The 21,145-nt window shown below is 68.0% G+C and carries 19 protein-coding genes; 10 read left to right on the top strand and 9 right to left on the bottom strand.

Annotation, left to right across the window (positions count from 1 at the left end):
- On the top strand, positions 1-1,629 hold the full coding sequence (locus OMW55_RS01980) for a hypothetical protein (protein ID WP_264880407.1): 1,629 nt from the start codon (positions 1-3) through the stop codon (positions 1,627-1,629).
- On the opposite strand, the gene OMW55_RS01975 is transcribed toward OMW55_RS01980, so the two are convergent.
- The 3 genes from OMW55_RS01975 to OMW55_RS01965 all read right to left on the bottom strand — a co-directional run bounded on the left by OMW55_RS01975 (position 1,585) and on the right by OMW55_RS01965 (position 4,379).
- Positions 1,585-2,574, bottom strand: coding sequence for a Gfo/Idh/MocA family protein (locus OMW55_RS01975; RefSeq protein ID WP_264880405.1), 990 nt, complete (start codon positions 2,572-2,574; stop codon positions 1,585-1,587). The genes OMW55_RS01980 and OMW55_RS01975 overlap by 45 nt on opposite strands.
- Positions 2,571-3,524: an MDR/zinc-dependent alcohol dehydrogenase-like family protein gene (locus tag OMW55_RS01970; protein WP_264880403.1), complete on the bottom strand. Its 954-nt coding sequence runs from the start codon at positions 3,522-3,524 to the stop codon at positions 2,571-2,573. The genes OMW55_RS01975 and OMW55_RS01970 overlap by 4 nt, the downstream gene beginning before the upstream one ends.
- A 105-nt stretch (positions 3,525-3,629) precedes the next feature.
- The gene (locus OMW55_RS01965; RefSeq protein WP_264880401.1) at positions 3,630-4,379 is read right to left on the bottom strand and encodes a cyclic nucleotide-binding domain-containing protein; all 750 of its coding nucleotides are present in this window, start codon (positions 4,377-4,379) and stop codon (positions 3,630-3,632) included.
- A gap of 100 nt (positions 4,380-4,479) precedes the next feature.
- Between OMW55_RS01965 and OMW55_RS01960 the strand changes: the two genes are divergently transcribed.
- Both OMW55_RS01960 and hemN read left to right on the top strand, forming a co-directional pair.
- Positions 4,480-4,872 carry a hypothetical protein gene (locus tag OMW55_RS01960; protein WP_264880399.1) on the top strand — a complete coding sequence of 131 codons (393 nt, stop codon included), beginning with the start codon at positions 4,480-4,482 and terminating at the stop codon, positions 4,870-4,872.
- A 30-nt stretch (positions 4,873-4,902) separates the two neighbouring features.
- Entirely contained in the window at positions 4,903-6,261 is a 1,359-nt protein-coding gene (gene hemN / locus OMW55_RS01955) for an oxygen-independent coproporphyrinogen III oxidase (protein ID WP_264880397.1), read from the top strand.
- 3 nt (positions 6,262-6,264) lie between these two features.
- Here the strand turns inward: hemN and OMW55_RS01950 are convergent, their stop codons facing one another.
- From OMW55_RS01950 to OMW55_RS01940, 3 genes are all read right to left on the bottom strand, one after another.
- On the bottom strand, positions 6,265-7,242 hold the full coding sequence (locus OMW55_RS01950; protein ID WP_264880396.1) for an MBL fold metallo-hydrolase: 978 nt from the start codon (positions 7,240-7,242) through the stop codon (positions 6,265-6,267).
- 45 nt (positions 7,243-7,287) lie between these two features.
- Entirely contained in the window at positions 7,288-8,805 is a 1,518-nt protein-coding gene (locus tag OMW55_RS01945) for a haloacid dehalogenase-like hydrolase (RefSeq protein WP_264880395.1), read from the bottom strand.
- 116 nt (positions 8,806-8,921) lie between these two features.
- The gene (locus OMW55_RS01940) at positions 8,922-10,787 is read right to left on the bottom strand and encodes a WecB/TagA/CpsF family glycosyltransferase (RefSeq protein WP_264880394.1); all 1,866 of its coding nucleotides are present in this window, start codon (positions 10,785-10,787) and stop codon (positions 8,922-8,924) included.
- A 202-nt stretch (positions 10,788-10,989) separates the two neighbouring features.
- Between OMW55_RS01940 and OMW55_RS01935 the strand changes: the two genes are divergently transcribed.
- On the top strand, positions 10,990-11,691 hold the full coding sequence (locus OMW55_RS01935; RefSeq protein ID WP_264880392.1) for a polysaccharide biosynthesis/export family protein: 702 nt from the start codon (positions 10,990-10,992) through the stop codon (positions 11,689-11,691).
- Between the two features lie 94 nt (positions 11,692-11,785).
- Positions 11,786-13,201, top strand: coding sequence for a mannose-1-phosphate guanylyltransferase/mannose-6-phosphate isomerase (locus tag OMW55_RS01930; protein WP_264880391.1), 1,416 nt, complete (start codon positions 11,786-11,788; stop codon positions 13,199-13,201).
- A 3-nt stretch (positions 13,202-13,204) separates the two neighbouring features.
- Here the strand turns inward: OMW55_RS01930 and OMW55_RS01925 are convergent, their stop codons facing one another.
- Complete coding sequence (locus tag OMW55_RS01925; protein ID WP_264880389.1) at positions 13,205-14,440, bottom strand: TonB family protein; 1,236 nt, start codon at positions 14,438-14,440, stop codon at positions 13,205-13,207.
- A 236-nt stretch (positions 14,441-14,676) separates the two neighbouring features.
- Here OMW55_RS01925 and OMW55_RS01920 point away from each other — a divergent pair, with 236 nt between their 5' ends.
- From OMW55_RS01920 to OMW55_RS01905, 4 genes are read left to right on the top strand one after another with little or no spacing between them, the layout of a single operon-like run.
- Positions 14,677-15,318: a PEPxxWA-CTERM sorting domain-containing protein gene (locus OMW55_RS01920; RefSeq protein ID WP_264880388.1), complete on the top strand. Its 642-nt coding sequence runs from the start codon at positions 14,677-14,679 to the stop codon at positions 15,316-15,318.
- A gap of 28 nt (positions 15,319-15,346) precedes the next feature.
- Positions 15,347-15,985 (top strand): L,D-transpeptidase family protein, encoded by a 639-nt coding sequence (locus OMW55_RS01915; protein ID WP_264880387.1) that lies wholly within the window; start codon positions 15,347-15,349, stop codon positions 15,983-15,985.
- On the top strand, positions 15,978-16,856 hold the full coding sequence (xrt, locus tag OMW55_RS01910; RefSeq protein ID WP_264880386.1) for an exosortase: 879 nt from the start codon (positions 15,978-15,980) through the stop codon (positions 16,854-16,856). The genes OMW55_RS01915 and xrt overlap by 8 nt, the downstream gene beginning before the upstream one ends.
- Positions 16,853-17,554, top strand: a complete 702-nt coding sequence (locus tag OMW55_RS01905) for an exosortase C-terminal domain/associated protein EpsI (RefSeq protein ID WP_264880385.1) — start codon at positions 16,853-16,855, stop codon at positions 17,552-17,554. Before xrt ends, OMW55_RS01905 begins: the two co-directional genes overlap by 4 nt.
- Here the strand turns inward: OMW55_RS01905 and OMW55_RS01900 are convergent.
- Positions 17,551-17,805 carry an XrtV sorting system accessory protein gene (locus OMW55_RS01900; protein ID WP_264880384.1) on the bottom strand — a complete coding sequence of 85 codons (255 nt, stop codon included), beginning with the start codon at positions 17,803-17,805 and terminating at the stop codon, positions 17,551-17,553. The genes OMW55_RS01905 and OMW55_RS01900 overlap by 4 nt on opposite strands.
- A 75-nt stretch (positions 17,806-17,880) precedes the next feature.
- On the opposite strand from OMW55_RS01900, the gene OMW55_RS01895 reads away from it, so the two are divergent.
- On the top strand, positions 17,881-18,717 hold the full coding sequence (locus OMW55_RS01895; RefSeq protein ID WP_264880382.1) for a hypothetical protein: 837 nt from the start codon (positions 17,881-17,883) through the stop codon (positions 18,715-18,717).
- On the opposite strand, the gene OMW55_RS01890 is transcribed toward OMW55_RS01895, so the two are convergent.
- Positions 18,702-20,894: a cellulase family glycosylhydrolase gene (locus OMW55_RS01890; protein WP_264880381.1), complete on the bottom strand. Its 2,193-nt coding sequence runs from the start codon at positions 20,892-20,894 to the stop codon at positions 18,702-18,704. The two genes, OMW55_RS01895 and OMW55_RS01890, sit on opposite strands and share 16 nt — an antisense overlap.
- Positions 20,895-21,145 lie beyond the last annotated feature (251 nt).

The raw sequence follows: 21,145 nt of genomic DNA, 5'->3' as shown, positions 1-21,145 counted from the left end.
GTGCTGGTCTACGGGGACCATGCGGAACTGGTCGATCCCCGCGCCCGGCTCGCCGAGATTGCGGCCGACCTTGCCACCGGCGAGCTTGCCCACGATCGGCTGACCCGCACCTTTGTTGATCTCGCCGGCGTGACGCAGGGCGTCGCGGACGCCGACTTCGAGGCGTCCGGCGAGGATCGGGTGCGGCCAGCCGAGCTGTTGCTGCTCCAACAGCTGACCCGCCTGGCGGGCGCCCTGCTCGGATCATGGGAAGGTCAGCCTGCCCGGCCCCTGCCGCCCGTGCAGCAATCGGACGACCTGCCTGACCGGGTCGCGGTGAAACTGCCCGAAGGCTATGCCTTCTATGCCCTGCGCCCCGAGGCTTATGCGCTCGCCGCCCGCCAGCTTCACCTGACTGCCCCACCGAGGATCATCGGGTTGCGCAGCATCGGCACCGGACTGGCGTGCATGGCCGCGGCGGCGCTGAACGCGCCCCCGCCCTTCACCGTCCGCCCGACCGGCGATCCTTTCGCCCGCGAGCTGCGCTTGGCGGACGAGTTCGCCGCCGCGCTGCTTGACGGTGATCCGCACTTCGTCGTCGTTGACGAAGGTCCCGGCATGTCGGGCAGCAGCTTCGGCGCGGTGGCCGAGTGGCTGGAGGACCGCGGCGTCGCGCCGGATCGAATCGCCTTTCTGCCAGGCCACTCGAACCCGCTCGGCACACAAGCAAGCAAGCGCCACCGCCGCCGTTGGACCACGGCGCAGCGCCCCGTCGTGCAGCTGGACGAGCCGCGTTGGAGCGACGTTGCCCGGTTCACCGGTCCAATCCGCGGCACCGCCGACCTCTCCGCAGGCAGGTGGCGTCCACTCTGGTCTGCCGCCCAAGCCGACTGGCCCGCGATCGATCCAATGTGGGAGCGGCGCAAGTTCCTGGTGCACGCCGACGACGGCGCGTGGCTGGTTAAGTTCGCGGGACTGGGCCGGATCGGCGACCGCCGCCTGGACCTGGCGCTCCGCCTGGAGGACGCCGGCTTCGGCAGCGAGGTCGCCGGACTGACCGGCGGGTGGCTGGTAAGCCGTTGGGAGGACGCCAGTCCGACCCGCCCAAGCGTTGGCGAGTTGATCGCCTATCTTCGCTGGCGCCGGGGGCTGGCCGCGCCGCAGCCCGGCGCCAGCCTCGCCACCCTGGTCACCATGGTCCACCGCAACTTGCCGGCGCTGGCCGACTGGTCGCCCGACCTGACTGGCCTCGCGCCGCACCCGGTCTGCACCGACGGTCGCATGGCCGCGCATGAGTGGCTGCGGCTTCCGTCGGGCCAGCTGCGCAAGGCGGACGCGGTCGACCACCACCAGGCGCACGACCTGATCGGCTGCCAGGATATCGCCTGGGATGTTGCCGGAGCGATCCTTGAGCTGGATCTTTCCGCCAGCGACGCCGATCGGCTCGCCGCCGCGTTGGACTGCAACCCGGCCCTGCTTGCCTTCACCTTGGTCGCCCACGCCGCCTTCCGGGTCGGCGCGCACCGGCTCAGCGCATCAACCCTGGACCACTGGCCGGACGAACAGCGTCGCAACCTCCTTGCCGCCGAGCGGATGGAGCGTCGGCTAGCGGCCGTAGATGCGATCCAACACCCGGGCCACGTCCACTAGCCGAGCGCTTTCGGGGTCGAACCGCTCGCCCGCGCCCAGCCGCCGGGCCCAGTCGGCCGCGGCGCGTCCACCCCAGTCGTCCTCGCGGTCGGTGAGCGGCTCCGCCCAGGTCCCGTGCATGCGCAGCGAGTCCATGGCGTAGAAGCTGCCATCGACATTGCGCAGCGCCGCCGCGCCGTCCGTGCCGTAGAAGTCGGCCGCGATCACCGCTTCCCGGTCGGCCCGCAGCCGCCACGAGCAGGCGATGCGCAGCACTGCGCCGTCCTCGGTGGTGATCGTCGCAACCGCATAATCCTCGCAGTTGCAGCTCGGGTCGGTCAGGGGCGCGCCACCGTGCATGAGCTGCGCCTGCACGTCCTTCACCGCCGGCCAGCCGAGCGCCCAAAGCCCAAGGTCGACGAGATGCACGCCAAGGTCCATGACGCAGCCGCCGCCGGACTGCGCCGGATCGTAGAACCAGCTCTTGTCGGGCCCGTAGGCATTGTGGAACGTCAGGTCGGCCGCGAACACACGGCCCAGCTCGCCGCGCCACACCAGTTCCCGGATCGCCTGCATGCCCGCGGTCTGGCGATAGCTGAGGTCGACGCCGAGCAGCCGGTCGGCCTTGCACGCCGCCTCCACCACTTGCCCTACCTCGGCGGCTGTCCGGCCAAGCGGCTTCTGGCAGAACACCGACACGCCTGCCTCCAGCGCCCGGATCGACTGCTCGGCATGGAGCGCGCTGGGGCTGGCGATAACCAGCCCGTCCAGGTCCTGGGTCAACAGCTCCTCGATCGAGTCCACCGTGGCCGCATTGGGCGCAAGCTCCAGCGCCGCCGCCCGGCTGTCGCCGTCCGGATCCGCCACCGCCGCGACCTCGATCGCACCCGTGTTCACCATCGCTTCCATCCGGTGCCGGCCGATCCAGCCCACCCCCAGGAAGCCGACGCGAGGCCGCTCGCTCATGGGACCACGATCGCCTTGAGGAAGCCCATCGGCCGGTCGCGCGTGTCGTCCAGCGCCTGCGCCAGCTCGTCCAGCCGGTAGCGATGCGTGTAGAGCGGCGACGGATCGATCCGCCCCGCCGCGACCGCTTCCACCGCCTCGCGGATGCCCGCGACATAAGCGGCAGGATCGCGCTCGTGGGCGTTGATCACGTCGATCCCGCGCCAGTTCCATAGCCACATGTTGACCGTCCGCGGCCCGTCTTGGTGGTACCCCGCGACGATCAGCTTGCCGCGCTCGGCGGTGAGCTCGCCCGCCAGGTCCAGCGGCCACTGCTTGCCGACCGCCTCGATTACCCGCTCGCAGAACTTGCCACCGGTCAGCTCCTTGACACGGTCGATGATCGCCTGGTGATCGGTCATCGGGATGACCTCGGCCGCGCCGAATTGCTTGGCGACGTCCAGTGAATAGTCGCGGCGGGAAATGGCAATCACCCGCGCGCCCGCGTCCGTCGCCAGCCTGGTCAGCAGCGCGCCCAGGAAGCCGATGCCGACGATCGCGACCGTCTGTCCGGCTCGAATGTCGGCGCGATGAAAGATGTTGAACGCGCAGCCGAGGGGCTCGCCCGGAAACGGCTGGTCGGCCAGCTCGGCCGGCAACCTGACCACCTTGTCGGCGTCAGCAATGTCATGGCTGGCGTAGCTATTGTAGCTCAGCGCCGCCACCCGGTCGCCGACCGCCAACCCGCTGACGCCCTCACCGACCGCCTCGATCACGCCCCAGCCTTCGTGGCCCATCCCGCCTGGCTCTCCCGGATAGGTCAGCCACTCCGGCCCGCTCCATGGCCCGAGGTTCGAGGCGCACACGCCACAGCCCTCCAGCTTGACCCGCACCTGGCCGGGCCCGGGTTCGCTTAGCGCGACCTCGTCCACGCGGATCTGTCCTGGTCCGGCCAGAACGGCCGCGCGCATGGTTCTGCTCAAGGTATCAGTGTCGGCCATCCCGTCCCCCGCTAGTCGTTTCAGGGGCAGAACGGCGAGGATCGCGGAAGGTTCAATGAAGCTCGCGGCTTTGCGTCAGGCCGCCAGCATATCCGCGCCGCCTTCGGCCAGCGTTGTCAGGCCGGGCAGATCCAGCAGCTCGACCTGGTTCAACGTCTCAAGTCGGAGAAGCCGCTGCTGCTTGAGCTGGGCCAGCAGCCGGCTAACCGTTTCCTTGGTCAGCCCCAGATAATCGGCAACGTCGGCCCGGCACATCGGCAGGTCGACGAAGCGCGAGGTTGCGGCCGTCAGCCGCTGCTGCCGCGCGGCTAGGTCAAGGAAGAAGCTGGCCAGTCGCTCCGCCGCCGACTTGCGGCCAAGCAGCAGCATCTGCGCCTGAGCCGCGGCCAGCTCGTGCGCCGCCTTGCGGTACAATTCGCGTTCCAGCTCCGGATGCTCCTCGACGAACTCGTCGAAGCGAGCGCGTGGGAAGCGGCACAGCAGCGTGTCACCCAGCGCCTCGGCGGTGAAGGCATGCTCGTCACCGAGGGTGATACCGAGAAAGTCGCCGGGGAACATGAAGCCCATAACCTGCCGGCGGCCGTCGGGTAGCAGCTTGGTCAGCCGAATCGCGCCATTGGTGATGTTGTAGACCTGGCTCGCCCGATCGCCTTCGTGGAACAGCGCGTGCCCGCCCGTGAGCGCCTGAGTTCCGCCCAGGCAGCGCAACGTGGTCAGGTCCGTGCAATCCAGCACGCCGCACAGTGCCACCCTGCGCGCGTCGCAGCCACCGCACGGATGACCGGTCGGCAGATCGGCAAGGGTGCGGGGTGCGGCACTGGCCATGGACGGCAATCCTCTTCGTGTGTCGATGCGACGGATCGCTGATGAATGATCCACCTCAAAGCCGACATACGCAGTTGCCCGTAGCGTCGGGCTTAGAGCGATGACCAAGCTGCAGACCCTTCCCCTGACGCTCGACATGGTGCCGGCCGCCCTGCCGCTGCTGCGAATGACGCAGCCGCACCTCTCGCTACCCGAGTGGCAGGCGGCGGCGGCGCGGCTCACCGCGGGCGAGGGCAGCGGAGTGCTGACGCTGGCGACCTCCGGCGGGCAGCTGCTCGGCATCGCCGCCTGGCGGGTCGAGCCGCACGACCGCCACGGACTGGCCCTCAAGGTCGATCCGTTCGTGCTGTGCGAACTGAGCGGCCGCGCGCCCGGCCGCGAACGGCTCTGCGCGGCGCTGCAGGAGATGGCGGAGCAGCGGGGCTGCGACACGGTGCTGTTCGCACCCCACAGCCGCGGCCTTTTCCGCCCGGCATTGACCGAGGTCAATTAGCGGTCTGCGGGCGGCGGCTATGAGCGGCCCATGTCTAGTCTCAGCCCCGACCTCCTGGCGCGTTATGGCCAGCGGCAACTGCCCCGCTACACCAGCTACCCGACGGCGCCTCACTTCCGGCCCGCCGCAAGCGATGCGGACGCGCGCACCTGGCTCAGCGCCGTTCCGGGGGACGAACCGTTGTCCGTCTACGTCCACATTCCCTTCTGCCGAGCCATGTGCTGGTATTGTGGGTGCCACACCAGCGTGACCCGCCGGCGCGAACCGGTCGCCCGCTATCTCGACAGCCTCGCGGCCGAGATCGCCCTGGTCGCCGCGGCCCTGACTGCGCGGATGCCGCTGGGGCATCTCCACTTCGGCGGCGGCACGCCCACGTTGATGGCACCGGAGCAGATAACGGCGCTAATGGCCGACCTGCGCGCCGCCTTCGAGTTCCGGCCAGACGCGGAGGTCGCCATCGAGATCGACCCTCGTACGCTGGAACCCGACATGGTTGCGGCACTCGGTGCCAGCGGCTTCACCCGCGCCAGCCTTGGCGTGCAGAGCTTCGATCCTGCCGTGCAGCAGGCGATCAACCGGGTGCAGGGCTTTGCGGAGACGAAGGCTGCGGTGGACGGCCTCCACGCGGCCGGAGTCGAGGCGATCAACCTCGACCTCATCTACGGCCTGCCGCACCAGACGGTGGCCTCCTGCCGCGACACGGTCCGCCAGGCAGTCGACCTCGGCGCGGACCGGCTGGCGGTGTTCGGCTACGCCCACGTGCCCGGCTTCAAGGCGCACCAGCGCAAGATCCCGACCGAGGCCCTACCGGGCTCGGCCGAGCGGCTCGCCCAGGCCGACGCCATCGCCGAGGAGCTGACCGCCGCCGGCTATCAGGCGATCGGCCTTGACCATTTTGCCCGTCCCGCTGACCCGCTCGCCCGCGCAGCGCAGGACGGCGGCCTGCACCGCAACTTCCAGGGCTACACGACCGACCCCTGTTCCACCCTGATCGGCCTCGGCGCTTCGGCGATCGGCCGCACGCCCGGCGGCTATATCCAGAACGCCGCGACCGTGCCCGACTATCAAAAGCGGGTCGCCGCGGGGCACCTGCCGACCGCCCGCCAATGCCCGATCACCCCCGACGACACCCTGCGCGGCTCGATCATCGAGCGGATCATGTGCGACTACCGGGTCGACCTTCCCCAGGTCTGCCGGAGCTTCGCAGTCGACCCGCGCTCCATCGCGCGATCTGGCGCGCTCGACGAGCTGGTCGCCGACGGTCTGGTGGCCCGCCACGGCGAGGTGCTGGAGGTGACGGATGCCGGACGGCCGCTGGTCCGCGCCGTCGCCGCCGCCTTCGACGCCTACCTGGACGAAAGCGCCGGCCGCCACGCCCGCGCGGTCTGACCGTCAGAAGCGGTACACGCCGCCAGGCTCGGCTGCCACGAAGCGATCGGCGGCGATCCCCGCTTCCGCAACCGCCGCCCGCAGCCGCTCGGCCGGCTCGTCCCGGGCTTCGTCCGTCAGTTGGAACGTGCCCCAGTGGATGCCGAGCGCTCGGGCCGCGCCTACGTCCCGCATGATCCGCACGGCCTCGCCCGGGTCGGCGTGCTGCGCGGCCATGAACCAGCGCGGTGCATAGGCGCCGATCGGGACCAGCGCGACATCCGGGGCGCCGTGGCGCGCGCGGATCTCCGGAAAGATCGTTCCGCTGCCATAGCCGGTGTCGCCCGCGAACCAGACGGAACCCGCGGCCGTCTTGATCCAATGCCCGCACCACAAGGCCATGCGCCGGTCACGGGTGCCGCGCGCCGACCAGTGGTTGGCGCGGGTCAGGGTGGTCGCGCCGCCTCCGCCCAGGCCAATTCGGTCGCCCCAATCGCCGACCACCATGCGCGCCTTGTTCACGGCCTTGCCAACGATGGCGTCATTGCCGAGCGGCATGACGATCAATGGATCATGCACCGCCTGCAGCCGCTGCAGCGTCGCCGTGTCAAGGTGATCATAATGGTTGTGGCTGAGCAGCACCACGTCGATCGGAGGCAGGTCCTCGAATGCGACACCCGGTGCCGTTACCCGCTTCGGCCCCGCGATCGTCAGAGGGCTCGCTCGCTCGGACCAGACCGGGTCGGTCAGCAGGTTGACGCCGGGCGCCTGGATCAGCAGGGTCGCATGGCCGACCATCGTGACCGTCAGCCGGTCCACCCGCGCCGCGGGACGGGCCGGGACGACGGACACGGACTCGGGCCAATCGGCTGCCCGCTCCGTCACCTTCCAGCGTAAGACCTGCAGCAGCCCGCGATCGGTGGTCGGCTGGTCCGGATTGAAGAAACGGGTGCCGTCGAAATGGTCGCTTGGCGGTCCCGAATAGTATGGGTTAGCCGCCATCAGCCGCGCCGCAGCGCGGTATGCTCCGCGGCTCGCGCCTTCGGCTCACGCGTCGACATTGTCGGCTGGCGCGCTGGTCGCGGTTCGGCCCGGCTCGCTCACCGACTCCGGCGGGCGAACCTTCAATGGCAGCAGGCGCGAGCCGAAGCCGAGCATTTCCTTGGCCGCGCGGGCGCCGGTGTAGGCGAAGATCAGGCCCGACTGCCAGGTCAGGAGGTCGCGCCAGTCCCCACCGATGGCGGCCGCACCTGCGAACAGCACCAGCAGCATGAAACAGTTGACGTGATTCGGTACTTCCTTGCGGGACCCGCCGAAGCGGTAGACCAGGTACGGGATCCATCGCGACACGCCGTGCGCGACGCAGAACAGCGCGCCGATCACCGTGGTCGGCAGGATGGCCGCATAGCCCAGCACCCGCCCGACCTGCAGCCCAAGCATGGGCACGATCCGACCCTGCGGATGGATGACGTTCTGCCAGCGGAACAGCAGCCGCATGACGACCAGGAACAGCACGAAAACCGCCCACACGGCCAGGAAGCCGATCACGCCCTGATCGCCGATCGCGTCCGGGATCCAGCTGTGCGATTCAAAAGCCAGCAGGCTCGATAGCCCGGCCAACACGATGGCCGCGGACCAGGCGAACCGCGGGCTGAAATACCGTCCCAGCGAATGGTAGTTCGGCGATACCTTGGGCTTGCTCTCGAGCAGCAGACCGAGCCGATCGTTCTCGTAATAGCCGGTCTCGTAGGCGGTAAAGAAGCTGAGCACGTACAACAGGACCGCGCCCGCCGCGACGAGGGGCTTGCTGCTGATCACGGCATAGGAGAGCAGCAGCACCGGCAGGTCGTGGCCGAGGATGGCATTGCGCAAGTAGTTCTCGTCCGGACGCTTGACCTTCTGCAGGTAGACGAACGGCATCAGCGGGCGCAGCCCGGCCTGCTTATAATGCGCGTCCGGCCACTGGACCAAAAAGCCCTTGTCGCTTGCTTCCAGCAGGTCCCGGTCGACCGCGCTGTCAGTGACCACCAGTGCCCGGCGCAGTCGCTCCGCACCGATGTCCTCCCGCAGCCCCGCTGCCTTGCCGCGGATGCGCAGGCGCGCGCCGTGACGCAGCGAGCAGCTTTCAGTCAGCGGCAGGTCGCGGTCAATCGCATCCATCAAGGGACGGACGATCTCACGAAAGCCAAAGGTGATCACGCCCACGCTCTTGCGATGCTGCCGCCGAACCGCTTCCAGCAGCGAGCGGTTGAGGTAACGGGGGCCGAGCCTGGCCGCCTCTCGCCGCCACCGCCACAGCGACCACGGAGCGACGATCAGCACCGCCACCACCCGCATCCAGTCGCGATAGTGCTCGCCCGAGCGCAGCAGGCGCCACGGTTTGATGAAGCCCAGCACCTGGAGCACCATTGCCGCCAGCCAGCGCGGCCGCACGCTGGCCAGGAACTCCTCCGTGGAGTTGCGCAGCCAGAGGGTCTCGTCGAAATCCAGGATCACGGCATCCGCGGCGGGATGCTCGCCCAGCGCGCGATAAAATTCGGCAGCCTGATTCAAGGGGATGGTCACGACGGCATCACTTAGCTTCAACGCTCCACGGTAGGTTTCTGAAAGGCTCGCCACGTCTGTTCGGCGGTCCGCGAGTGATCAACGGCAATGAAGGAACCGAACGGAAACTGACACGCCTAGATGCGCGTACCGATGAGCTTCTGCTTCAAAACACCTCCAAGGAAGGTCGCGTTCCCGACCAGATAACGGCTGGCGAGACGACGCGGCTCCTGCGCGAGACGATAGGCCCATTCCAGCCGCAGGCGGCGAACCCTTTCAGGCGCACGGGGAACCCGTTCGGCCAGGAAATCGAGTAAGGCGCCCACGCACAGCACCGGCCGGGACAGCTGCCCCGCGGCGCGGCTCGCCCAGGCTTCCTGCACGGGCTGACCCATGGCGGCGAGGACAAGGTCTGCGCCCGACCGGCGGATGTCCTCCAACAACGCGTGCTCCTCGTTTGCCCGAAAGAAGCCGTCGCGGGTACCGACCACCGCCACATGGGGGTAGCGCGCGGCGATCACCTGCGCGGCATCCTCCGCCACGCCCGGCTTGCTGCCGACCAGGTAGACCGAGAGCGGCCGCCCCGCGGCGCCCAGCAGGTGCGGAGTGAAGTCCGTCCCGTTTAAGTTTTCCGGGAACGCCTCGCCGAACAGGGTCCGGCTGGCCACGTCTAGGCCCACCCCGTCGTTGAGCACCATGAAGCCGCGCAGCAGGTCGCGGAACTTGGCGTCGCGCCGCGCCAGGTTGACCGTATGGGCGTTGCAGAAGGTTATGGGCATGGCCGCCCGCCGCTCCACCCCGTCAAGGATCGTCCGGACGGCCGCGTCGCGATCCAGCACGTCCACCCGCACGCCCCCGATCAGCCGGCTCGTATCGCCCAGCACCTCGCGGTAGATCGCCTCGAACCGCGGCACGGCGGTGCTCCAGTCGAACGAGGACACGGCTTCGCGCACCATGTCGGCGCTGAAATGGCTGCGGAAGCGAGTGTGCGCGGTTCTCCATTCGGCATAGCTCGCCGACCAGCTGCCTGCGTCGCCAAAGTCGACCAGCAGGCCATAACCAAGCCGGTCGAGTGTGTCGGCGAACGGCGGAATGTCGCTGAGGATTGGGAAGAGCCCCGCGCTCGCCGCCTCTACCGCCGCCAGGCCGAACCCTTCGTAGGAGGATGCGCAAGCGTAGCTGCCGCTTCGCCGGATCAGCGCCTTCATCTCATCGTCCGACGGCGTTTCGTGAAGCTCGAAGCGGTCGCCAAGCCCAAGCTCGGCCGCGTGGGCACGCAATGCGTCCGCGTCGACCCCCATCGGCTTGCCCGCCACAATCAGCCGGGCTGCCGGCTCCTCCCTAGCGAGTCCGGCGAACCAATCGATCAGCGCCGGCACTTCCTTGTTGGGCGCGAGCCGGCCGAAATAGATGATCGTGTCACTGGCGAAGTCGGCCAGGCCTTCGAACTTGTCGATGTCTACCGGGTTAGGGATCAGTGTTAGCCGCGGCCCGGCCACATCTTTGAACAGCCGCTCGTCCTCCGCACTGCAGGCGATCACCGCCGCGAACTGCGACAGGGATGCTCGGGTGACGGTCGCCAAGTAAACTTGCTTCAGCCCGCGGGCGAAGCTGGTGTGGAAGAACCCGCCATGGGTGGTCAGCACCAGGGGCTTGCGGTGCACCGCCCGCGTCGCCGCCAAGTAATCCACGAAGAAGTCGACTCCATGGACATGGACGATGTCGGCCCCGCCTAGCGTCTTCAGCACGCCCGGCGCCACCGGATAGCGGCGCGAGCCGGTGAACGGCACGCGCACGATCTCGACCCCGCGCCACGTCTCATGTGCCGGCAGCACTCGGTGCGCGGGATCATCGAAGATCCGGTTCAGCGTCACGACCCGGACGTGGTGCCCCTCGGCGGCTTGACGGGTCGCCAGCTGCTCCAGGTAGTTCTCCATTCCGCCGATGCCGGGATGGAACTGCCGGATGACGTGAATGATGTTCAGGCGGTCCTGGCTGCTCATGCCGACGATTCGCCGATCCTTTCCTATGCCCCCCCGCCTCTACTCTCACCGCCCGCAAGAGTTGCGTGTACCGTAACGATTTCTTGGCGACCGCCCCTTCCGGCTCAAGGTGGAACAGATCATTTCGGATATGGAACACAGTCTGTTACCGGACGTTGCTTGGGCTTCCAATTGAACGTGATTTTCCGTCGGCGAGGTTTTCATGCTGCGACACTCCCATCTCCTTCCCCTGGCCGCCCTGCTTGCGCTGTCCGGCTGCGCGGGCGGAGCCTCGCTCGGCAGCGGAAGCAACGCCGTGCAGGTATCGCAGGCACTGCCCGCGCCGACCGTCACTACTGACACCACCGACTTCTCCAACTATCGCATGGCCCCCCGCGACCAGGTCGTGGTGGAAGTGTTCGGCGCCCCCGAGCTGAAGCGGGAGGGCGAGGTCGACGCCGCTGGTAACCTGTCCATGCCGCTGATCGGCTCGGTCGTCGCCGGGGGCCGCACGCCGGCGGAGGTCAGCACGGCCATCGCCGACAAGCTGCGCGGCCGTTACCTGCGCAATCCGCAGGTCACCGTGAACATCACCAAGGCAGTTGGCCAAACGGTCACGGTCGACGGCGCCGTGCGCGATCCCGGCGTCTACCCGGTCACCGGCCGGATGACGCTCCAGCAGGCGATCGCCTCGGCCAAGGGGTCGAGCGATCTGGCCAACCTCGACAACGTGGTCGTGTTCCGGCGCGTCAACAACCAGCAGATGGCGGCGCTGTTCAGCCTGAAGCGGATCCGCGCCGGGCAGATGCCGGACCCGCAGATCTACGGCAACGACATCGTCGTCGTAGGTGAGAACGCCACCCGTCGCTTCCTGCGCGACGTCAGCTCCTTCCCCGTCGGATCGTTCATTCCGTTCATCTTGTGACGGGAGCTTATGCCGGCAGCGCTTGTTTGACGGCAGGCTGCCCTGCGTTACACGCGCCGGCCACGTGGCCCGCGCGCCCAAGGAGTTTGCCCAAGTGACCAGCGTTCGCCCGGTGATCCTGTCCGGCGGGTCCGGAACCCGGCTGTGGCCGTTGTCCCGAGCCAGCTTTCCCAAGCAGTTGCTGCCAATCTCTTCCAGCAACCGCACCATGCTGCAGGAAACGGCCGGCCGGCTGACGGGAACCGATTTCCGCAGTCCGCTGGTGATTGGCGGGGAGGAGCATCGCTTCTTCCTCAAGCGCCAGCTGGAGCAGACGGGCATCGCGCCGGATGCGATCCTGCTCGAGCCGGTCGGTCGCAACACCGCTGCCGCCGCCGCGCTTGCCGCCCTGTGGGCGTTGGAGCGCGGCGACGACGAGATCCTCCTGCTGCTCCCATCCGATCATGTGATCCAGGATGTCGACGCGTTCGCGGCGGCGGTCCGTGCCGGGCTGCCGGCGGCGGAAGGCGGCGGGATAATCACGTTCGGCGAGCGGCCGACCGAGCCCAACACCCAGTTCGGCTATATCGAGGTCGACGCGGGCGAGGACCCGGTTCGTCCCGTCCGCCGCTTTCGCGAGAAGCCCGACCAGGCCACCGCCGAGGAATATGTCCGCGACGGCCGTCATTTCTGGAACTCCGGCATGTTCCTGTTCCGCGCCTCGGCCCTGCGCGACGAACTCGCCGCCCTCCTGCCGGACACGCTCGCCGCGGTCGAGGCGGCGGTCCGGGGCATGCAGCAGGACGGCCTCTTCCTTCGTCCCGACCCGGACTCGTTCAAGGCCGCACCGGACGTCTCCCTCGATTATGGCATCATGGAAAAAACAGACCGTGCATTCGTGGTGCCGGTCGATCTTGGCTGGTCGGATGTCGGGTCGTGGGGCGCCGTCTGGCAGCTCGCCGACAAGGACGGCAGCGGCAATGCCGTGTCGGGTGACGTGATCGCCGTGGACGTACGGGATTCCCTGATCCGCTCCGAAGGGAATGCCACCATCGCCGCCGTCGGACTCGACCGGATGGCGGTGATTGCCGTCCGCGACGCCGTCTTCGTCGCGCCGATCGAGCGCGCCGCCGAAGTCCGCGACGTGGTTGATCGCCTCAAGGCCGAGGAGCGCGAGATCGTCACCCTGCCCTCGCGGGTCGAGCGCCCCTGGGGCAGCTACGAGACCAAGGATCACGGCGCCCGCTACCAGATCAAGCACATCGTGGTCGGCCCGGGTGAGCAGCTCTCCCTGCAGATGCACTACCATCGTTCCGAACACTGGATCGTTGTGTCGGGCACCGCTGAGGTGACGGTCGGCGACCAGGTTCAGCTGCTTCAGGAGAACCAGTCGACCTACATTCCCGCCGGCACCAACCACCGACTGGCCAACCCGGGCAAGGTCCCGTTGGAACTGGTCGAGGTGCAATGCGGCTCCTACCTCGGCGAGGACGACATCGTCCGCTTCGACGACCGCTACGGCCGCGCCTGAGGGCTAGCGGCGGGGACGCCGTCCCCAAACGTGGGTCGACTCGACTACGGTAGTTGTCGGATTGCCATCCCGGTCTCGCGCGGGGCTGAACTGCAATCGCTGCTGGAGGAGCCGGCAGGTGGTCGCGTCGAGCCCGCCGTTGCCGCTCGAACGGGTCACCTGGCAGCCAGTCGCACGGCCGTTCGGCCCGACCGCCAGCCTCACCCCGACCGTGCCCTGGAAGCGGCCACCAACATTGTCGGCGTTGACCAGCCCGCCACCGAGCAGCCGCGCCTGGGCGCTGCGATCCGGTGCGGGGGCGGGCGCTTGTGCGACCGGCGCCGCCACCGGCTCGGGTTGGTTCTGGCGCGTGGGCAGCGGCGGCGGCGCAACCTCCTCTTCGCGATCACCATCGTCCTCGGCAGCAGCAGCCGGCTCGTCAGCCCCAGCCGCCGAAGCAGCGTCATCGCCGACTGCGGCGTCGTTCTGGGCTGAGGGCGCGGCAGGGTAGTAACCCGAAACAGAAGCCGACCCGGCCTGCCCGACCGGCGTGGGCACGGTCGACTGGACCCCGTCGACGGTCGGGCTTCTGCCGGCGTCCGCCAATTGCGTTCCATCGACCGGCGCGCCGGCGCCGAGTTGACCCGGGGCCGCCGGCCCGGTTCCGGTGCCAGCGTGCGGGCCGGTCGCAACGGGAGCTCCATTGCGGGTCGCCACCTGCGGCTCCCGGCCGCCGATCATTCCGCTGGCGTAGAGCGCCAGCAGCGCTACCAACCCCAGCGCCACGGCCCAGACGGCGATCAGCCCGCCTCGACCGCGCCGCTCGTCCGGTTCGTCCTCGGGATAATAATCGTCGTCAGGCGCGACCGGGTCGTCGCGCACGGGGAAGGCCGGCTCGCGTTCGGCACGCCTGTCCATCCGCTCATAAGCGGGCGCTGCTGGAGGCGGCTCGTCGGCGGGCACTGCCGGAGGCGGCTCCTCAGCTGACGTGCTGACGGGCGGCTCCTCGTCCAGCGGCATGGCTGCGGCCGGCTCCTCCCGTGGCGGGTAGCCGAGCGACGCGTCATATTCGCGCCGCCGTTCCGGGTTGCTGAGCGCGCGATAGGCCAAGCTGATACGCCGGGTCTGCTCGCCGCCACCCGGCTGGTCGCGAAAGCGCACCACGCCGGCACGATAGGCGGCTTCGATGTCGCCCGGCCCGGCCGTCCGCGGCACGCCGAGGACCTCGTAATAGTTGAGGAGCGGCGCTCTGGTGGCCATGCCCATCCTTGCTCCTACGGCCGCTGCTGGCGGCATCGGTCCGGTAAAAACGCTGCAAGGCGGCTATGGTGCCAAAATGACACGAATTGAGCTTTGGCCTTGCAACCGATCTCAAGATTGGCAACAAAAGCTTTAACCCAACGTTTACGATTGGTCGATGCTGTTTCAGGGGCGCATCGACCTGGCGCCGCCTTGCGGCGATGCCCCGGGTAGTTTTTGCAGGGTGCGAGGCCGGTATGAAGTTGAACAGGCGGACCAAGATCATGGCGATCGGCGCGGCTGGCGCGGTCGCTCTCGGAGTTGGTGTCGGAGCGTCGGTGCCGACCAACGGTAAGGGCCAGTCGGCCGACCCGCAGCTCGCGAGTCTGATGAGCGCCCGGTCACCCGGCATGCGCTCCAACGCCGTCACCTCGACCAAAGGGCCACGCGTGCAGCCGGCCGCTTTCGCCGCTCCGCCCGTTCCGCGGTCCGAAGTGCTGAGCGAGCGCACTCCGGCGCCGGTCAAGGTCGCGTCCGCCGCGCCGATCCCAGCCGTGCTGGCGCCGGTCGCCGCCGTACCCGCCCCCATCCCCGCGCCTGCAGTGGCCGCTGCCGCCCCCGTGCTGGCGATCCCGGTTGCACCCGCCGCTGCTAGCGGCGTCAGCCCGCTGTTGGGCCTTGCAGCGATCCCACTCATCCCGGCCGTCTTCAACGGCGGCAATGGCGGCGGCGGCGTTACGACGCTCGAGATCGCCCCGGCCGTTCCGGAGCCCGCCACCTGGCTGATGATGATCAGCGGCTTCGGCATTCTCGGTTTCGCCATGCGTCGCCGCAGGCGGCTGGAGCGTGCCGGTGGTGCCCGGCCGAGCGGTGCGGTGGTTGTTGCGCCCCGCGCCTGAAGACCGGCTCCGCACTACCAGAGGACGGATGCGTCCCACTCGGCTGTGCCTGCTGGGCTGCGCCATGCTTTCGGGCGTCAGCCTCGGCGGCTGTCGTGACCAGGCTGCGGCCGACAGCATGCCCACTCCGTCGGTCAGCTACTCGCCCGACCGGATCAGCTTCCGCCCGACCAAGCTCCCGCTGGTCGAGGCGGCGACCGGCAGCACCCAGCCGATCGCCAGCATCCTCAATATCTCGGAACCGCTGACCTACGGCGAATACAAGTGGAACGAGCAGGGCGTAGCCCCCGGTCGCACCTGGATCCTGGTCAACCTCAAGGCGCAGACCATGTCGGTGTTCCGCGGCATGAACGAGATCGGCACCGCCGTTACCCTCTATGGCGTCGATCACAAGCCAACGCCGCTTGGCCGCTTCAAGGTGCTCGCGAAGATGGAGGACCATTGGTCCAGCCTGTACGACGCTCCCATGCCCTACACCCTGCAGCTGACCGGTGACGGCGTCGCCATCCACGCCAGCGACGTGCGGGAGGGCGCCGGAACGCACGGCTGCCTGGGCGTGCCACTGGACTTCGGTCGCCACCTGTTCGAAACGGTCGGCGTGGGCGACGAGGTGCTGATCGTGAAGGATGCCACCGGCGACAATCCGACCCTTCTCACCAGTGGCTGACCTCGCCGCGGACGGCGCGGCCCGTCCACCGGTATTCTCAGACCTGCGCTCCTGGTCTGCCGCCGAGCTCGTTGTCGCCGCGGGCGCCGTCGCCCTGGTCCTGCCGACCCTGTGGAGCCTCGCTCGCTACCATTGGAGCACCAGCGACGGAGCGCATGGTCCGATCATCCTGGTGTCCGGCCTTTGGCTGCTGTTCCGCGGTGGCAGTCCCCGGTTTCGGCCGGGCTCAATCGCCACCGGCTGGCTGGCATTAGGCGCTCCGCTGCTGCTGCTCATCCTCTATGCCCGCACCTTTCGCCTGCTCGGCCTGGAGGCGGCGGCGGTGTTCGCGACGCTGCTGCTGCTCGGCCTGTTCTACTGGGGGCCGCAGGCGATCCGAAACCGCTGGGTGCCGATCGCTTATCTCGCCTTCCTGATCAAACCGCCCGACCTGGTAGTCATCGGTCTGACCCAGCCGCTCAAGATCATGATCTCGCAGGTGGCAGTCGCCGTGCTTCACGCGGCCGGCTATCCTGTCGCGGGCTCCGGCGTGCTGATCCAGGTGGCGCAATATGAGCTGCTCGTGCAGCAGGCCTGCGCCGGCCTGGGTTCGCTGCTGACCCTGCTCGCGATGGGGATGATTTACGTTTACCTGACCCGGCCGCCCTCGCGGACCCACGTGATCGCGCTGCTGCTGTCCATCGTGCCGATCGCAGTCCTTGCCAACCTGCTGCGCGTAATCATCCTCGTGCTTCTGACCTACCACGTCGGCGACGGCGTGGCGCAGAGCTTCGCGCACGACATGGCGGGCATGTTCACCTTTGTCATGGCGATGCTCGGCATGCTGCTGGTCGACACGATTCTTGATCGCTGGCACCGGCAGCCGCAATGAACGACGCGACTGCTTCCGTCCGAGCGCCTTCCGCCAGCCGCCGCGAGTTCCTGGTTGGAGGCGCCCTGCTCGCCTCCGCGCTCGCTTCGGGGGCCCTGGCCCGCGCGGTCGGCGCCTCCGGTCCGGCCGGCACCCTGCGTGCCGAGGACGTGCCGCAGAGGTTTGCGGAGTGGCGCTTCTCGCCCAGCAACACCTTGCTCATCCCCGAAGGGGAAGGTGCCGGCGACCCGGTCTACGACCAGGTGGTCGCCCGCCACTACGTCAGCGACACCGATCTGCCAGTCATGCTGCTGATCGCCTATGGAGGCGCGCAGAGCGGCAGCACCCAGCTCCACCGCCCGGAGCTTTGCTATCCGGCCGCGGGCTTCCGCATGATTGACCATCCCGACGTCCTGCTGCGCCTTCCCGGCGCACCCCCGATCCCCGCCCGAACGCTGACCGGAACCGCGCCGGGAAGAACGGAGCAGATCGTTTACTGGAGCCGAGTTGGCGCCGATTTCCCGACCCGCAGCCTGGCCCAGCGCTGGTCCGTCCTCCGCCAGACCATTGCTCACGGGGCTCCGGATGGCGCGCTGGTGCGGTTCTCGGCGATCACCGAAGACCAGGACGCGGGTCTGGCGGCGCTGCGCCGCTTTGCCGCCGCCCTGCTCGCCGCGAGCGGGCCAAACCTCCGCCAGCTACTCGTCGGGGCTGCCTAGTGGGTTGGGGGGCGAAGGCCGGGCCGCACCAGGAAACGCCAGGCATAGCCGGCTCCGGCAAGCAGCACGGCAACTGCCGCGACCGTCCACTCATGGTTGCCGAGCCAGTTCGCCAGCGCGCAGCCTGCCGACGGCACCAGGTAATGGACGAAGTGAATGTCCTCTCCGTCGTCCCGGGCCGAATGGGCGAGAAAGTGGGTCACCAACGCGGCGAACAATCCCACGGTGATCCAGTCGAAAGGGGTCTCCATTCACTCCGCTCGCCAAGCTGCCGGCCCGCCTTATGGACGCGCGGGGCGAGCGGGCGCCAGCGCTTTGTGCGGCTGATGGCGATCGGCGGTGCGCTGGCGCTCGTCGCCTGCCAGGGCGAGCAGCCTAAGGGCCAAGTCGTCGCCACGGTGAACGGCGCGGAGATCACGGTCGCCGAGCTCAACGAGGAAGCGCGCGCCCGCGGGCTCGACATCGACACTGACCGGGCGATGCGCGATGCGCTGGTGAAGGAGCTGGTCGAGCGCAAGCTGCTGGTCGGCGAAGCGCAGGCCCAGAAGATTGATCGAACTCCGCAATTCCTGCTGGCGGAGCGCCGCGGCCGCGAGATTCTGCTCGCGCAGCAGCTGCTGACCGCCCCAACCCAAGGCACTGCGATAACTCCCGGACAGCTCCAGACCTTCATCGCCACCCATCCGCTGTCGTTCGGCGGACGGGTAACAGTTGCCGTCGACCAGCTCGCCGTGTCCAAAGCCATGCCTGCCCGGCTCCGCGCGCAACTGACCGCTGCCGAGTCGACCGACCGCATGGCGGATTTGCTCAAGGGTGCGGGCCTTACCGCTACCCGAACACAGGAAAGCTGGGACAGCGCTGACCCGGCCACGCCGGTGGGATCGGGCGAGGTGAAGCCAGCGGCGGAGACTCGCTTCCTCCTGGACCGCCCCGGCGGCACGATCCTCGGCACGATCATCGCCGTGCAGCCAGCGCCAGTTTCGGCGGACCAGCAGCCCGCGATCGCCAGCGCCCTCATGCAACGAAGCCTGGCCGAGCAACGGATGCGGACCTTGCTGGACCGCGCCGCCACCTCGGCCAGGATCGCCTACAATCCGGACTTCGCGCCGGGTGCCGGCGGACCCGAAGGCACCGCCAGCACGCCCGATCACAGAATGAAGTGATTGGAACTGAGCGTCACGCTGCCTGACAGCGTGATCAGGAAGTCGGCTACGCCGTCGCCGTTGGTGTCGCCAGCGACATAGGTGTTGCCGTCGGCCTGGTAGCTCCGCAACTCGCCGGCGTGGCCCGTGAAGGCCCGGGTAGCGAGGAAGGTGAAGGCCTGGTCGCCTGCCGCGTTGACGTTGGCGTCGATGCCGCTGACGTCCAGCTTGTCCTGGTTCTTGTTGAAATCGGTGACCTTGTCGCCGTTGGCGTTCGCCGCGCTGTCGAATACGAAGCGGTCCTTGCCGCCGCCGCCGACGAGCCAGTCGGAACCGCCGCCGCCGTTGAGCACGTCGTCGCCATTTCCGCCGGTCAGCCAGTTGCTCAGCGCATCGCCGACCAGCCTGTCGTTGTAGCTGGAGCCGATGATGTTCTCGATGCCGAACAAGGTGTCGCCCGCAGCGTCGCCGCCAAGCTGGCTGGCGCGGGTGAGGTCTACGTCCACCCCCGCAGCGGAGGTGGCGTAGGTCACCGTGTCGGTGCCTGCGTCGCCGTACAGGGCGTCCGCACCAGCGCCGCCGTCTAGCGAGTCGTTGCCGTCCCCGCCGCGCAGGATATTGGCTGCGGCCGACCCGCGCAGGACGTCGTCGTATCGGCTGCCCGTCAGGTTCTCCACACTGACCAGCACGTCGCCCTCGGCATCTCCGCCGGTCTGGCTGGCGCGGGTCAGGTCGATGTTCACGCCCGCCCCGCTCTCCGCATAGGTAGCGGTATCGATGCCTGCCCCGCCGTCGAGACGGTCGGCGCCGCCGCGACCCGCCAGCAGATCGTCGCCGCCGCCGCCGCTCAGCACGTTGGCCCCGGCATCGCCGAACAGGGTGTCGTTGTACCCGCCGCCCGTCACGTTCTCGATGCTGATGAGCGTGTCACCATGCGCATCCGAATAGAGTTGTGTGGCGCGGGTCAGGTCGACGTTCACCGCCGCCCCGGCCCAGCTGTAGCTGGCCGTGTCCACGCCGGCACCGCCGATCAGCGTGTCGCTCCCGCCTGAGCCCATCAGCGTGTCGTCACCCTCGCGGCCATCCATCCGGTCGACGCCACCAGTGCCGTTCAACTGCTCGCTCGCGCTCGAGCCCATTACCAGGTTCTCGCTCGAGGTGGTGGTCGGGGTCGTCGTGGTCGGCGGCGGAGGGGGAGGAGGAGGAGGAGGAGGAGGCGGAGGCGGCGAGGCCGGAGTTGTAGTGGTCGTCGTCGTCGTCGTCGTGCCCTCGACATACGGGCTGAAGTAAGTCTCCAGCGTGTCGAAATAGGTTGAATCGGTCCGCCCTGGCGCACCCATGTACATGGGATAATCGGTGCCCCACCAGGTACCGCCGCCCCAGGCTGTGCCGTCCAGGTGATTGGCGGCCATATAATCGAGCGTGTTCTTCAGCACGGCTGTCCACCGCGCATCGTTGCTGGGCACGCCGAACTCGCCGATCATGCCCTGCAGATTATTAGCCGCCAGCCAGTCGACGAACGGCTTCAGCCGGTCCACGCCGACCATCGGGTATGCGCCCTCGCTGTCGTAAGTCCCGCTATAGAAACCCTGGTTATATCGATCGAAGTACTGGTGCGCTTCGTAGACGAGCTTGCCCGCCGGATCGTTGATGATCAGGTTGGCATTGTCCTGCTGCCAACTGGCCGCCGTCGCCCAATTGTTGCCTTCGACGAAGATCTTGTTGTCGGTATCGACCAGGCGGATCGCATTTACCGCCGCCTGCGCCGCGTTCTTCCAGGCGTCGGCGTAAGGCATGTCGTGTGGCTCGTTCATCAGGTCGTAGCCGACCAGCGAGGTATAGCCCTTCACTTCTGTTGCCAGCTTGGCCCAGAAATCCGCGAACTGCGCGGGGGTTGGGCCGCCCGTGGCACCGATCGCGACGCCGTTGTAGCGGCCATAATTGTGCAGGTCGATGATGACATCCATGCCCAGCGATGCGGCATTGGCAAGGACGCCCTTCAGCAGGTTCAATTCCGTCGGGTTCAAGGCCCCACCCAGGCTTCCCTGCATGCGTTCCCAGACAAACGGTAGTCGAACCAAGTCGACACCATGGTCTTTGTAAAATTGCAGTTCAGAAAGTGTAGGATAATGATATTGGTAGTTGTGGGTTCCCCCAGTACCACCAAACTCCGCGCCAGAGATGTTAATGCCGATCATTGTGGCTCCCCCCCGGGAACTTTGAGAATCCGAGAAGCGCTTTATCCGTGGGCAAATCCTAATAGTCTCCTACACTGGGCGACATTAAGATCCGTTAGCGCCGAACTTTATCGCGTTAGCGACGAGCGGAGGAACGATGGCGTGAACTGAGCGTAGTGCACAGGGGCTTATCATCGCGTTAAATCGGACAGGTCGTGTCCTCTGGGGGGCTTCTCTTTTGCGTTCAGCTGTGCCTGATGCGGCGATGATGG

Origin of the sequence: Sphingomonas arvum (genome assembly GCF_026013565.1) — a bacterium.
GTDB lineage: Bacteria > Pseudomonadota > Alphaproteobacteria > Sphingomonadales > Sphingomonadaceae > Sphingomicrobium > Sphingomicrobium arvum.
The sequence above is the reverse complement of the archived record's forward strand: the minus strand, read 5'-3'. Positions and strand labels throughout refer to the sequence as shown.